General features: G+C 48.8%; 10 protein-coding genes and 3 pseudogenes. 8 read left to right on the forward strand and 5 right to left on the reverse strand.

Annotation, left to right across the window (positions count from 1 at the left end):
• A partial coding sequence (locus tag BG74_RS18010; RefSeq protein WP_244267448.1) for a hypothetical protein occupies positions 1 to 106 on the reverse strand: 106 nt, incomplete at its 3' end.
• A gap of 385 nt (positions 107 to 491) precedes the next feature.
• Between BG74_RS18010 and fpr the strand changes: the two genes are divergently transcribed.
• The 3 genes and pseudogenes from fpr to tpiA all read left to right on the forward strand — a co-directional run bounded on the left by fpr (position 492) and on the right by tpiA (position 2,779).
• Positions 492 to 1,238 (forward strand): ferredoxin--NADP(+) reductase, encoded by a 747-nt coding sequence (fpr, locus tag BG74_RS07965; RefSeq protein ID WP_066597687.1) that lies wholly within the window; start codon positions 492 to 494, stop codon positions 1,236 to 1,238.
• Positions 1,239 to 1,322: 84 nt separating this feature from the next.
• A pseudogene (locus BG74_RS07970) lies at positions 1,323 to 1,888 on the forward strand (DUF1454 family protein).
• Positions 1,889 to 2,011: 123 nt separating this feature from the next.
• Positions 2,012 to 2,779, forward strand: a complete 768-nt coding sequence (gene tpiA, locus BG74_RS07975) for a triose-phosphate isomerase (protein WP_066597690.1) — start codon at positions 2,012 to 2,014, stop codon at positions 2,777 to 2,779.
• Between the two features lie 91 nt (positions 2,780 to 2,870).
• On the opposite strand, the pseudogene BG74_RS20850 reads toward tpiA, so the two are convergent.
• Both BG74_RS20850 and pfkA read right to left on the reverse strand, forming a co-directional pair.
• Positions 2,871 to 3,858: pseudogene (locus BG74_RS20850) on the reverse strand (sulfate ABC transporter substrate-binding protein).
• 245 nt (positions 3,859 to 4,103) lie between these two features.
• Entirely contained in the window at positions 4,104 to 5,066 is a 963-nt protein-coding gene (gene pfkA / locus BG74_RS07985; RefSeq protein ID WP_066597691.1) for a 6-phosphofructokinase, read from the reverse strand.
• A 514-nt stretch (positions 5,067 to 5,580) separates the two neighbouring features.
• Here pfkA and BG74_RS18020 point away from each other — a divergent pair.
• Positions 5,581 to 5,986 (forward strand): annotated as a pseudogene (locus BG74_RS18020) (phosphate-starvation-inducible protein PsiE).
• Between the two features lie 699 nt (positions 5,987 to 6,685).
• On the opposite strand, the gene BG74_RS14075 reads toward BG74_RS18020, so the two are convergent.
• Positions 6,686 to 6,868 (reverse strand): isocitrate lyase/phosphoenolpyruvate mutase family protein, encoded by a 183-nt coding sequence (locus BG74_RS14075; RefSeq protein WP_256364249.1) that lies wholly within the window; start codon positions 6,866 to 6,868, stop codon positions 6,686 to 6,688.
• Positions 6,869 to 7,008: 140 nt separating this feature from the next.
• On the opposite strand from BG74_RS14075, the gene BG74_RS07995 reads away from it, so the two are divergent.
• Both BG74_RS07995 and BG74_RS14080 read left to right on the forward strand, forming a co-directional pair.
• Complete coding sequence (locus tag BG74_RS07995) at positions 7,009 to 7,215, forward strand: hypothetical protein (RefSeq protein ID WP_066597692.1); 207 nt, start codon at positions 7,009 to 7,011, stop codon at positions 7,213 to 7,215.
• Between the two features lie 1,443 nt (positions 7,216 to 8,658).
• On the forward strand, positions 8,659 to 8,811 hold the full coding sequence (locus BG74_RS14080) for a hypothetical protein (protein WP_187202794.1): 153 nt from the start codon (positions 8,659 to 8,661) through the stop codon (positions 8,809 to 8,811).
• Between the two features lie 1,093 nt (positions 8,812 to 9,904).
• Here BG74_RS14080 and cpxP read toward each other — a convergent pair.
• Positions 9,905 to 10,408: a cell-envelope stress modulator CpxP gene (cpxP, locus tag BG74_RS08000; protein WP_066597693.1), complete on the reverse strand. Its 504-nt coding sequence runs from the start codon at positions 10,406 to 10,408 to the stop codon at positions 9,905 to 9,907.
• A gap of 149 nt (positions 10,409 to 10,557) precedes the next feature.
• Here cpxP and cpxR point away from each other — a divergent pair, with 149 nt between their 5' ends.
• On the forward strand, positions 10,558 to 11,256 hold the full coding sequence (gene cpxR, locus BG74_RS08005; RefSeq protein WP_066597694.1) for an envelope stress response regulator transcription factor CpxR: 699 nt from the start codon (positions 10,558 to 10,560) through the stop codon (positions 11,254 to 11,256).
• On the forward strand, positions 11,253 to 12,519 hold a 1,267-nt coding region (gene cpxA / locus BG74_RS08010), incomplete at its 3' end, for an envelope stress sensor histidine kinase CpxA (protein ID WP_439895712.1). The genes cpxR and cpxA, both read left to right, overlap by 4 nt.

Raw genomic sequence — 12,519 nt, forward strand, 5'->3', positions numbered from 1 at the left:
GTATCGCTCTCTCGCGCACCATCAAATCGCGGGCGATAATAGAAATGTTAGGCACGTAAATAGTCTGAGCCATCTGCCCAACAGCCACCAGAATAATCAATAGCATTATAATTACTTATATAGATTATTAATTATCTACATTTATTTTAAATAGTGATATATACAGAATATTGGTTAATTTTCCGACATAAGTACCACATCTAGGCCACAAGTCCAATTAATATCTTAAATATTCCGGCGCTCAAGCTGTAATGTTCAGTGGACAGATGGTAAATTTTTCTGTACGCGCATCGTAACTTACGCTTGCCGCGCCATGGACTAGATGCGTTAACGAAATTAGCTGATAATGGTCAGTTCGCAGATTCGTGCTTCAGGCCGCACCGGTGGTCTCCGGCGTGCGGCCTGAAGCACGAATCTCAGCCGCTGTGACAGAGCGGATAAACGCATGTTAACCGGGAAACATCTGGCAGGAACTAAGGGAGTTAAACACTATGACTGAATGGGTAACGGGTAACGTGGTCCAGGTGAAGCACTGGACAGAGAGTCTTTTTAGTCTGATCGTGCATGCACCAGTCGACCCCTTTACCGCTGGACAATTCGCCAAGCTAAGGCTGGAAATCAACGGCGAAAAGATTCAGCGCGCCTATTCTTACGTTAATGCGCCGCGAAATGACAACCTGGAATTTTACCTTGTAACTGTGCCGGAGGGTAAACTCAGCCCGCCGCTGCATGCGCTTACGCCCGGCGACACCCTGATGGTGACTAAAGAAGCAGCGGGATTCTTTGTGCTGGACGAGATTCCTTCCTGTGAAAATCTGTGGATGCTGGCGACGGGTACCGGACTAGGTCCCTATCTATCGATTCTCGATCAGGGCGAGGGACTTCAGCGCTTCCAGCAGATTGTTCTGGTGCATGCAGCGCGCTTTGCTCAGGACCTTAGCTATCTGCCGCAAATACTGGAGCTACAGCAGCGCTATAACGGTAAGTTGCGCGTCCAAACGGTGGTCAGCCGCGAACAGGCTCCAGGATCGCTTACCGGCCGCATCCCCACCCTGATTGCCGATGGTTCGCTAGAGGAAGCAGTGGATCTGCGGTTGGAAGCTGAAAACAGCCACGTTATGCTGTGTGGCAACCCGCAAATGGTGCGAGACACGCAGAAGATGTTAAAGGACAGCCGTAGCATGCTAAAAAATTTTAAGCACAAACCAGGTCATATGACCAGCGAGCATTACTGGTAATGGCAGTGCCGTTCTCTGCGCCGAACAGCCAGGGGCGCCACATAATACCGCCGTAGAGCCTGGTTGCTGGAGATACTTTGCGCGATAGGCATCGGCGTCGCCTGCGGGGAAGCGATACCCGCCGTGGCGCAACACGCCGGCAACACACCGACCACGCTGTATTTGCTAGCCGGCGCTTCCACTTTGATACCACGGTGACGAAATTCCACGAACGGTACAATAGCCATAATCCGACTTTGCCCATTGGCTAATTCTGCGCGTTTGGAGGGCCTGAGAGAACCGGAGAATCTTACCCACGCCGCCAGTAAGATTAACAAAACATTGTATACCTCCGCGGCGCTGGAGAAAGGTAGCGGCAAGATCAAAACGCTGCAGCTTACCTACCTCTCGGTGGAAGACGGTACCGAAAAGGCCGCTCGCGCGACTGCTATCGCCTATATAGCAGCTCTACTGCGCGAATTTGAACCGGCGATAAGCGTGGAACAACAGAGCACGGCACGGGTGTTAAATCTGCTAAGTCGCGGGCAGGGTTCACGCTTTTTCCAACAGCAATGGGGCACACTGCGCTAGCTACGTAGTAGCGGACAATGGTGATAAAGGGCTGACATTTGTCGTTCGAACCCGCCAAACTTGCGCTGGTCGAGCCCTGATTCATGCACGATAAATGACAAAAAGCCACCTTAGTATTTTTCTTCTTTAATACTAAAGTCAGGCAAAATTTGCCCTATGACAGTCATTTTCATCTCTCGCATTCCCTGAATGGAGGAATAACAATGCGACATCCATTAGTGATCGGTAACTGGAAACTTAATGGCAATAAACACATAGTCATCGAACTGATCGCGGCTCTGCGTAACGAACTTAGCAGCGTTGTCGGCTGCGACGTGGCCATTGCCCCGCCGATAGCCTATCTAGACCTGGCGAAACATTATTTGGGCGGCAGCCGAATCGCTCTGGGGGCGCAGAACGTCGACACCCATCTTTCTGGGGCCTTTACCGGCGAAGTTTCCGCCGAAATACTCAAAGATATAGGCGCGAAATATATCATCATCGGTCATTCCGAACGCCGCACCTATCATAAAGAAAGCGATGACGTTATCGCCGAAAAATTCGCCGTGCTGAAAGAGGCGGGTCTGATTCCGGTATTGTGTATCGGTGAAAGCAAAGTGGAAAACGAAGCCGGACAAACTGAAGCGGTATGCGCTCATCAAATTGATGCGGTACTGAACAGCCTCGGTGCCAAAGCATTCGAGAATACCGTTATCGCCTATGAGCCCATCTGGGCCATCGGAACCGGCAAATCTGCCACTCCGGCGCAGGCGCAAGCAGTGCATAAATTTATCCGCGACCATATCGCTAAACATGATGCGGCAATCGCGGAACAGGTCATTATCCAGTACGGCGGCTCGGTCAACGCCGATAATGCCGCTGAACTACTTACCCAGAAGGATATTGATGGAGCCTTGGTCGGCAGTGCATCGCTGAAGGCTGACGCCTTTGCCGTGGTCGTTAAAGCTGCGGTGCAAGCGAATCAGGACTGACAGCCTTATACAAGAAGATGGAGTTCTTCACCGTCATCCTGAAAAATCCAGGGCTGGTCAGAGAATGACCAGCCCTGGATGGTTTATGGCTCTAGGACGGCGGCTTGCCCTCCCGCCCTTGACGTGAACTAATCTGATAGAAACTGCCGCCGTTGGAGAGATGTTCCTTCTGGACCTTGGTCCAATCGTCGAAGGTTTCAGCCAGGGTAAACAGCTGTAGCGTCGGAAACTCTTGGCGTATTTCCTCACTACAGCCGCATCAGGCGGACGATAATATTTTTGCGCCGCAAAACGCTGCCCCTCGATTGAATATAGAGATGGTTAAGGTATGCCGTGGCTACATCCCGGGTTCCGCGCTTATCTACCACTTTATCTACCACCGATACTGTCGGCTCGGCTAAAATCGATTCACTTGGAGTGACGATCTCAAACTAATCCTTACTGTTACTGTTCAGTTCATTAATCTCCAATAATTCCCTATTTTCCAAAGCGATAAGTACATCCTCCTGGCCGCTGCTCAACAAAGGTTTTAGTTGCGCCGCGAGCGCTGGAATCAAGCACTTCTACATTCTTAAACAGCGCTTTCACAAGCATCTGCGCTTTGTCCTAATCGTTATTATTCTATTGCAGCGCATAAAACCCCCAGGCCGCTAAATAGTTCCAGCGCGCGCTGCCAGAAGTTTCCGGATTAGGGGTAGTGGTAATCGACATACTAGTTTTGATCAAATCGCGCCAATCATGAATCTGTTTCAGGTTTACTTTTACGCACCAGGAAAACGATGGTTGGTGTGCAAGACGTAGAATTGTTGGGCAAGCGGGTAATCCAGTTTTATCAATGTGTCCACGTTCGGCGATAGAGTCTACATCTAACTCCAGCGCTAGCGTGACCACATCCGCTTCAATGCCATGATAACGAAAGTCGCTTTTTTACCTGAACCGCCGTGAGAGACACTGGTGGCGCACCGTAACATGATCGCCGGTTTTTACTGCCAGTATTGGCTAACTGCCTTATTGTATTGCTGATAGAGTTCGTGGGTAGGATCATAGGAAATATTCAGAAGCTGTACATTCTTAGCCATTACACTTCCTGACAGGAATATAAGTAATATACTAGCACACCATTTGGACTCTTTTACTCCCTCTGGAAATTTTTTGGACGTGAAAACGTTTTCTGAGAAAGTGGCAGAAAAACATAGCCAGGTAAAAGAATAAAAAATATTTTTTATAACTATATAAAATAATGTGGATTAAAAGCATGAGGTGGCTGCCGCAAAGCGCGCCAATACTCTTACCATCAGCAGCGATGGCAAGCTAACCGGCAAAATCAGAAGAGTTTTTTCGCCGTCTCCAGAATATCGCTGCGGAAGGGCCGTTTCATATTTTCGATGGCGTCGATGATATCGTGATGCACTAACCGTTCATTTTGCACCCCGACACAGCGGCCACCATAGCCCTGCAACAACAGTTCGATGGAATACGCGCCCATGCGCGAGGCCAAAATACGATCATATGCCACCGGACTGCCACCACGCTGGATATGGCCTAGCACCGTGGCACGGGTTTCCCGTCCCGTTTCTTTTTCGATGTATTGCGCCAGCTCGGCGACATTACAAATGTGTTCGGTGATCGAGACAATGGCGTGTTTTTTGCCTTTAGCAATACCCGCCTTGATTTCGTAGACCAGGTCTTCTGGTTTGAATTCCACTTCAGGTAGTACAATGAATTCGCAGCCGCCTGCGATGGCTGCTGCCATGGTCAAATCACCGCAATAACGCCCCATGACTTCCACGATGGAGATACGTTGATGTGACGTAGAAGTATCGCGCAGGCGGTCAATGGCCTCAACGACAGTTTCCAGCGCGGTAAAGTAACCAATGGTGTAATCTGTGCCCGCCACGTCATTATCAATCGTACCAGGTAGACCAATGCAAGGGAAACCCATTTCAGTCAGGCGCTTGGCGCCTATATAGGATCCGTCGCCTCCTATCACCACTAGTGCATCCAGTCCACGCTTAGTCATATTTTCAATGGAGATAACGCGTGTGCCTTCCTCTCGGAATTCCGGAAAACGCGCGGAGCCGAGAAAGGTACCACCACAGTTAATCATATCCGAGACGCTATAGCGGTCCAGTTTCGCCATCCGATCCTGAAACAGGCCTAGGTAGCCGTCATAAATTCCATAAATTTCTATACATTCGGAAATACCAGCCCGCACGACGCCCCGGATGGCCGCATTCATTCCTGGTGAATCACCGCCGCTTGTCAGTACACCGATTTTTTTAATCATGACTAACCTCTGAACTAAAATAACACTTGTATAATACGTTTGTTACCGCTTTTCCCATCAGCAATGAATGCTGATGATTGTGATGAAAGAGTATAACAAAATGCCAAAGATGAATTAATTCACGTCAGAATACTTTCCAATACTCAGCGAATAAATACCCATTTTGCGGTACATATCATACTGTAAAACGTACCTGGCCGCTTCCGCTTTAATGCGCCCGCGCCCGCCGCCGTCGTCACATCAGCGAGTGAAAAACCCTGCTGCCAAGTGTTTACCAGTGTTATTAGGATGCTCCTTATATACCTTTTTTAGTATTAACCGAGCGCGACAGGGCAGTGTGTTTACCGAGGTAACGTGCCCCCCCTGCCTTACTTAAACTGCAGTTAAACCGGACGCCGGTTAACCGTCTCAGTCTAATTTTGTGACATAAATCACATTTAAAAGCGTTATACTGCCGTAGAGATCGCCAGATAATGTTAACGTAAGGACAATGTTAATGTAGGGTGGTGATACCATGATTTCCGGAATGCGTATTGCCGATGCACTGAAAATAGTTTTGAATATCTGCCCGGTATGCTTGAGTATAATCTTGGTTATTTTCTTAGGCAGACAAACCTTCGATTTGGGACAGGTACTACTCAACTCTAGGGAAAAATTTACACCTACATGCTAATAGCAAGCATCGTCATTTATTTTATTTACTTTAAATTTATCGATCTGATAGTGAAATATTTTCAATCCGGGTAATCAACTTTCGCCTACGTTACTTTATTTATATTGGCATCGCGGCTCATCATCCGACTCATCGTTGTCGATCATGAAAACAGGCTGGACATTCTGTGTTATTTTCCGCCGCCACTTTGATATTTGTGGTAACATTGTGGCTGACCAATAGCCCTCCGATACTGATGCTCAAATAAACCCACGCGGCGGTCTATTTTTTTCGGCGTCCGAGATACCCTATCCACGCCGCCGCTATCTAGCTCGGTTTTCGCTGTCGCTTTTATCTGAGAAATTTGCTCTCCACCACGCGCGTTTTGGTGTCGCCTTGTAGCGCGATAATATCCGCATCCGCTCACGATCGGCAATGCGGCGCGTCCACACGATAAATATCGCCATCGTGCCATATCTGCCCAAAAAAATGCGCATCGCCCCACAGCAGCACGGATAGAGTGATTTCTTTAAATAACGATCCCCCCGCATTGCTGCTATGCTAGCAGCAATGGCCTATTCGGTAGGCTATGGATAGGCCGTAGGGACCAGCACCGGAAGAACCCATCCTGCCCAGGCATCCCCAGGAATCCCCAGGCATCGATGAAAGCAAGGATCCCCCGGACGTTTTCTGCCGGGAATGGATGAGGATTGCATCCATTCCCGCTTTCTGGTAATCCGTAAGCCAGGCTCAATACTTCTTCCTGGCCCAGCCCTGCCATCAATGCTTCAACCCAGGCTATGATCACTAAATTATTATCCTGATGGGCGTCGATAGCGGCGCAAATCTTACCCTGAAACGTCTCAATGTTGACTAATTCTTATTACCCACCGGAGCGCAGGAGGCTCGTGTCTTTTGGATAGGTTTTATCCTCCATCATCACCGCCGAAACGCCGGACGCCTCATACTATATCATAACATAGCTGACATTTAGCGCGCTACCGAATCCGGCATCGATATCCGTGATCACAGGCGTCGTGATGACGGCAGCGATGGCACGCGTCATCTCCAGGTGAATACTCATGGGAAAAATATTAGCGTACGGCACCGCATAGCTGGCCGCCAACTCAAAACTGCTACTACCCCAGATGCCTCAAAGCCCGCCTCTTTAGCAAGCCGTACGCACAAGGGATTATAGAGCGGCTATGACGGTGAAAAGCCGCAGATCGTTAAAGCGTCTAGCGCAATATTACGTGCCTAGACATATTTTATTCCTTATCAGGTAAGATCATGGATCGCGGCAGCGGAGGCGCTGGCTTTCCCTCCGCCGCTCATTGCTTTTCGCGCCTGGGTGCTATAATACTGACCGATGACAGGGTAGTGGCCTATGGTGCAAGCGATGTGGCGTACATTAACAATCAAAGCAAGCATGTCGAACAGGCTAAAAGACTTTTGCCGCTGGTTAAAACGGTTTATCCACCGGAATATCATCGCTAGAAAATACGCTTAACCACGCGCCGGGTTAATTCGGCGGCCGGGGATCAACCATACTTTCTGGCGAATTTATCATTATATATACATAAATATATTATAAATTATATGATCTAGATAAATGCGATGATGAAGGTTCAGCAGAACAGTAGTAAAGCAACCCCTTACCAGATTTTACCTAGATAGAGAGTCTATGAACGCCGAAGAAACAAAAAAAACGCAAAACAGTGCGGCGGCAATGAGGTTTTTAATGCCAATGACGCTAATGATGGCACTAACAGTTTGAGCAGATTCTTGCTGTTTCATAGATTTCCTTCCCGCAGCCCCGCCAGTAAATATAATTTCTCATCGTCATAATCCTTATTGAATTATTTTTTTAATATAAGTCGTTATGCAAATGCTTTGAAATATAATTTCACTGTCCTAAATAATCCTTATAAGGCCCTTATCAACAACGTCCCTCGGGAATCTTCGGATTAATGTCAGCCTGATACCTCTTTACGACGCCGTTTGCCTCATGGCCGACGTCCCATGGTAAGGGTTTCTGCCATAAGTTTTATTCCTCATTTTAATATTCTTCAAAACTATATTGACACTGGGAATGTATTTTTTAAATGAAAAGTCACGCTTCATCTATTATGTCTAGAATAAACGCTATTCGCTATCGTTTTTTAGTAACCTTTCTGACGGTTCATTCTAGTTTAGTTCACCTCCATATACCTGTCAATAATTATTAAATTGATCTTAAAATAAAAGCACATTTGCAAAATGAAATAATTCTGCTCTCCGGGATACCAATGTGAAGACTCTTTGTCATTGAGACCGTCAAAATAATGGAATCCCTTGCGTCATATTTTCCTATTATCATCAAGAAATTATCGTTACGTCTTCCGCCTCAAGATAATTATTGTGGCGCGCGGAGGTGGAACCACTCGTGCTAAATCAGGCGGATAAGAAAAACACTGGGCCAGATGCTGAGCTGAAATAAGGGGCATCAGGATAAAGATACGCGGAAAATCGGCACGCATGTATGAGAGGGCATCACCTACTTCATCATAATCTGATCACAATAGAGAAATTTTCCGGCTGTTTTTGCTCCAACCCTGTGAGCCTGAGCTCCAGCTTTATCTGGCGAACAAACAGAGGCGGCAAACGATAAAATTATGCCGGGATGGCGAAGCCAAAGCTCCGGCATTGTGCCGGATCTTTTCGCAACGCATCACAGCCGTAAAAGACAGCCCGGGTCATTACCCTAAACGTAGGGTCTGCAACCCTTGACTGATGCCAAACATGGACCTGGCATTGTCGTCGTTTGTGTCGGCTTAACACTACTTTGCTCTCTGTTTCACGTTAGGCCGAGAGAAAGAAGATTTAGAAACGCTCGATACGAGCGGCCCCCCACCCACACGGGAAAATAACATTAAGCCAGCTTAATTACAGGTTAATCATATGAGTAATATAGGAATATTTTACGGCTCCGCTAACGACAATGATCCGGTTTACAGGAAAGACGCAAGCCAGGTCGAACTGATAGAGGCCGTTGCTGATGCGGCGTTGCAGCACGACAGTTCTATCATCGAGGTGATTCCCCGCAGTCGTTAGTCGAGCGTGAAATCACCCATACCGGATTAATCAACCCACTTTCACGTTGTCGCGAACATACATGAACGAAAAATGAAAATAGCAGAGTTGGCGGAGATTTTCATAGCGCTGGGTCGCCCCGCGACGCAGAAGAGATTTTCGAGCAATGTACATGGGCTTAAATAAGGCTTCATGTCAAGCTTTGTGCCTTTTTGGGGTCATTATTTTTTATCTCCCATTGCAATATATGCTAATTTTTTCCAAAATTATTTTGGAAATTAAAGAATATTTCGCTAATTACCACGTGCCAGACATCAAACGGTCGAGATAAGATAAGAGAAAAGAACATGGCGGATGAAAAAGCAATCCATATCGCTACGGCGGTGATCATTGACGGGCTTGGCCACAGATATTGCTAGTCGAAAAAACGGAATACGTCCTGTTTTGTGCAGCTGGGGGTAAAATCGAAGCTAGCGAGCGGCCGGACAACTGCGTTGATGCATTAACTGCACGAGGAGCTTCAGATACAGGCTGTGGAGCAGGACGCCGCTTTTCTCTGGCAATTCCACCGAGATCACCGCCAACGAACCCGTCTACAGATTGATTGCAGATGTTTTTCCATGCCGGCGCAAACTCATATTGTCACGGCCTCTGCTCCGCGGAGATAGAAAACGCTATTTAGCTTATTCTATCAGCCAGTGAGAGTATCCATTGGAGCCCTTTACTCAGAAGCAGCTTCTACCTTTGCTAATGAAAGCTGGGAGAGGGCTTCCGGTCAATCCATAAGGTTCGACGGCACTGCTTTTGCATCAGGATGCAGGTGCGACCCCGTTAGGGACAAGGAGGTCAAACATCACGGAACCTCTCTGCCCACAAAGTTACCAGAGATCCTCTTTAACGTCGCCCGTGGACACAAACCATTGTAGTTACCCTGGAGCACGCAAGAGGTTTGCTCACAGACTCGCGCGTGGCGCGCTTTGCTTTTATCCACAATGCACAGAGGACCTAGCAATCCGCTTTGGTTGATTTTAAGCGTTTTCATCCGCCACAAAAAACCCCGCTGATAAGGCGGGGAAAGACAGGGATAGTGTCTATGGCGGAGAAAAATGACTCTTTATTCGCTTGTTACTGGTATTGTTGTTGGCTTCTGGGCAGAAGCCGAAATCCTGCCCGACATCTGCAGCTTCAACTCATTGATCCGCTGCATATGCTTTTGCTCTAGAATCTGTCGCTGTTCCAGCGTAAGCAAATTATACATTTGGTTACGCACTCGAGCTATTTCAACCTGACGAGCAACCTGCTCCTGGGCTATTTTTTCCGTTTGTTCCTTAACAGCGGCTTCGTCAAAAGTTTTTGCGGTCACGAGCGTATGCATGCGTTCCATTTCACTAATATTGATGCAGGGCGTAGCGCGACTTGCAAGGCTCATGAGATCCCGCAATTGCTGCCGCTGCTGTTCTGTAAGCTTAATACCATCGAACATACTGTAATGGCCTTCCTGTACCCGGTGCGTAAGGGCATCATCCTGTTGCCAATTTTCCAACGTATTCTTTTCAGCGGCTACAACACTAACAGAGACCAGCGCGACAGCGACGAACAAGGTGACATATTTATGCATCCCGGCCCCCTTGGCATGTTTCCTTGTCGCTATATGATGAGAATTAGTTTACCCAAGCCGATGCAAACATGCGTCAGGCGGCGTAAAGCTACGTAAAGTCATAGATTAGAAGGGATTGATGACGTATTTTTCTTCAGGAGGTGAATAAAATGAATAAAATCCTTTTGGTTGATGATGATCGCGAATTAACGTCGTTGTTGAATGAATTATTAGAAATGGAAGGCTTTAATGTCCAGATGGCCCATGACGGCGAGCAGGCGTTAAGCCAGTTGGACAGTTCTATTGACTTATTGCTTCTTGATGTGATGATGCCGCGCAAGAATGGCATTGATACTCTGAAAGAACTGCGCCAGCAGCATCAGACGCCTGTGATTATGCTGACCGCCCGCGGCAGTGAGCTGGATCGCGTTTTGGGCCTGGAGTTGGGGGCGGATGATTATTTGCCCAAACCGTTTAATGATCGCGAATTGGTGGCGCGCATTCGGGCAATACTGCGCCGTTCGCACTGGACGGAGCAACAGCAGACCGGAGAGGCAGGCACGCCGTCTCTTGGGGTGGATTTTCTGCGCCTGAACCCAGGCCGGCAGGAGGCGACCTTCGACGGTACGCTGCTGGAATTGACCGGTACTGAATTTACTTTGCTATATTTGCTGGCGCAGCATCTGGGCCAGGTGGTGTCGCGCGAACACTTAAGCCAGGAAGTTCTGGGCAAGCGATTGACGCCATTTGACCGGGCCATTGATATGCATATTTCAAATTTGCGTCGCAAGCTGCCAGAACGCAAAGACGGGCATCCATGGTTCAAAACGCTACGCGGCCGGGGATATTTGATGGTATCCGCTGCGTGATTAATAAGTTGACCGCACGCATATTCGCCATATTTTGGTTGACCCTCGCTTTGGTGCTTATGCTGGTGCTCATGGTGCCCAAATTGGACTCTCGCCAAATGACGCAATTACTTGACAGCGAGCAGCGTCAGGGCGTGATGTTGCAACAGCATGTGGAGGCGGAACTGGCCTCCGACCCAACTAACGATTTGATGTGGTGGCGCCGGCTGTTTCGCGCCATCGATAAATGGGCGCCGCCAGGCCAGCGTTTAATTCTGGTAACCAGCGAAGGGCGGGTCATTGGCGCCCAGCGCAACGAGATGCAAATCATCCGTAATTTCATCGGCCAATCGGACAATGCTGATCATCCGCAAAAGAAAAAATATGGCCGCGCGGAGCTGGTAGGTCCTTTCTCCATTCGTGACGGTGAAGACAATTATCAGCTTTATCAAATTCGTCCGGTCGGCAGCGCCCAGTCGGACTTCATTAGCCTGCTGTTCGATCGCCCGCTGCTACTGCTGATTTTTACCATGCTTATCAGCATCCCTCTGCTGTTATGGCTGGCCTGGAGCTTAGCCAAACCGGCGCGTAAACTGAAGCATGCCGCCGATGAAGTGGCGCGCGGAAATCTGCGGCAGCATCCCGAGCTTGAAGCGGGGCCGCAGGAATTCTTAGCGACTGGGGTCAGTTTCAATCAGATGGTCAGTGCGCTGGAGCGCATGGTGACCGCTCAGCAGCGTCTGCTGTCCGACATCTCTCATGAGCTGCGCACGCCGTTAACTCGACTACAGCTGGCGACCGCGCTCATGCGCCGACGGCACGGCGAGGGATATGAACTTGCGCGCATTGAGACCGAGGCGCGGCGGCTTGATTCAATGATTAACGATCTGTTGGTGCTGTCCCGCAATCAGCATAAAAACGAGCTGTCGCGGGAAGTATTGAAGGCTAATGATTTATGGTCTGATGTGCTTAACGACGCCCAGTTTGAAGCGGAGCAAATAGGCAAAAGCCTAGAGTTAACCTCACCACCGGGCAACTGGATACTGATAGGGAACCCTTCCGCGCTGGACAGCGCGCTGGAAAATATCGTGCGAAACGCCCTGCGTTATTCACACCAGCGGATCTCGGTCGAGTTCAGCACTGATCAGCAGGGCATCACCATTACCGTGGACGATGATGGCCCCGGCGTCAGCGAGGATGACCGCGAGCAGATTTTCCGACCGTTCTACCGCACCGATGAAGCACGAGATCGCGAGTCCGGCGGCACCGGCCTGGGGCTGGCGA

It is taken from the genome of Sodalis-like endosymbiont of Proechinophthirus fluctus, from assembly GCF_001602625.1.
GTDB lineage: Bacteria > Pseudomonadota > Gammaproteobacteria > Enterobacterales > Enterobacteriaceae.

Bases quoted from the DNA above. Each gene is read 5' to 3' on its own strand.
- fpr (WP_066597687.1), top strand. From the start codon at position 492: ATGACTGAATGGGTAACGGGTAACGTGGTCCAGGTGAAGCACTGGACA.
- tpiA (WP_066597690.1), top strand. From the start codon at position 2,012: ATGCGACATCCATTAGTGATCGGTAACTGGAAACTTAATGGCAATAAA.
- pfkA (WP_066597691.1), bottom strand. From the start codon at position 5,066: ATGATTAAAAAAATCGGTGTACTGACAAGCGGCGGTGATTCACCAGGA.
- BG74_RS07995 (WP_066597692.1), top strand. From the start codon at position 7,009: ATGGATCGCGGCAGCGGAGGCGCTGGCTTTCCCTCCGCCGCTCATTGC.
- BG74_RS14080 (WP_187202794.1), top strand. From the start codon at position 8,659: ATGAGTAATATAGGAATATTTTACGGCTCCGCTAACGACAATGATCCG.
- cpxP (WP_066597693.1), bottom strand. From the start codon at position 10,408: ATGCATAAATATGTCACCTTGTTCGTCGCTGTCGCGCTGGTCTCTGTT.
- cpxR (WP_066597694.1), top strand. From the start codon at position 10,558: ATGAATAAAATCCTTTTGGTTGATGATGATCGCGAATTAACGTCGTTG.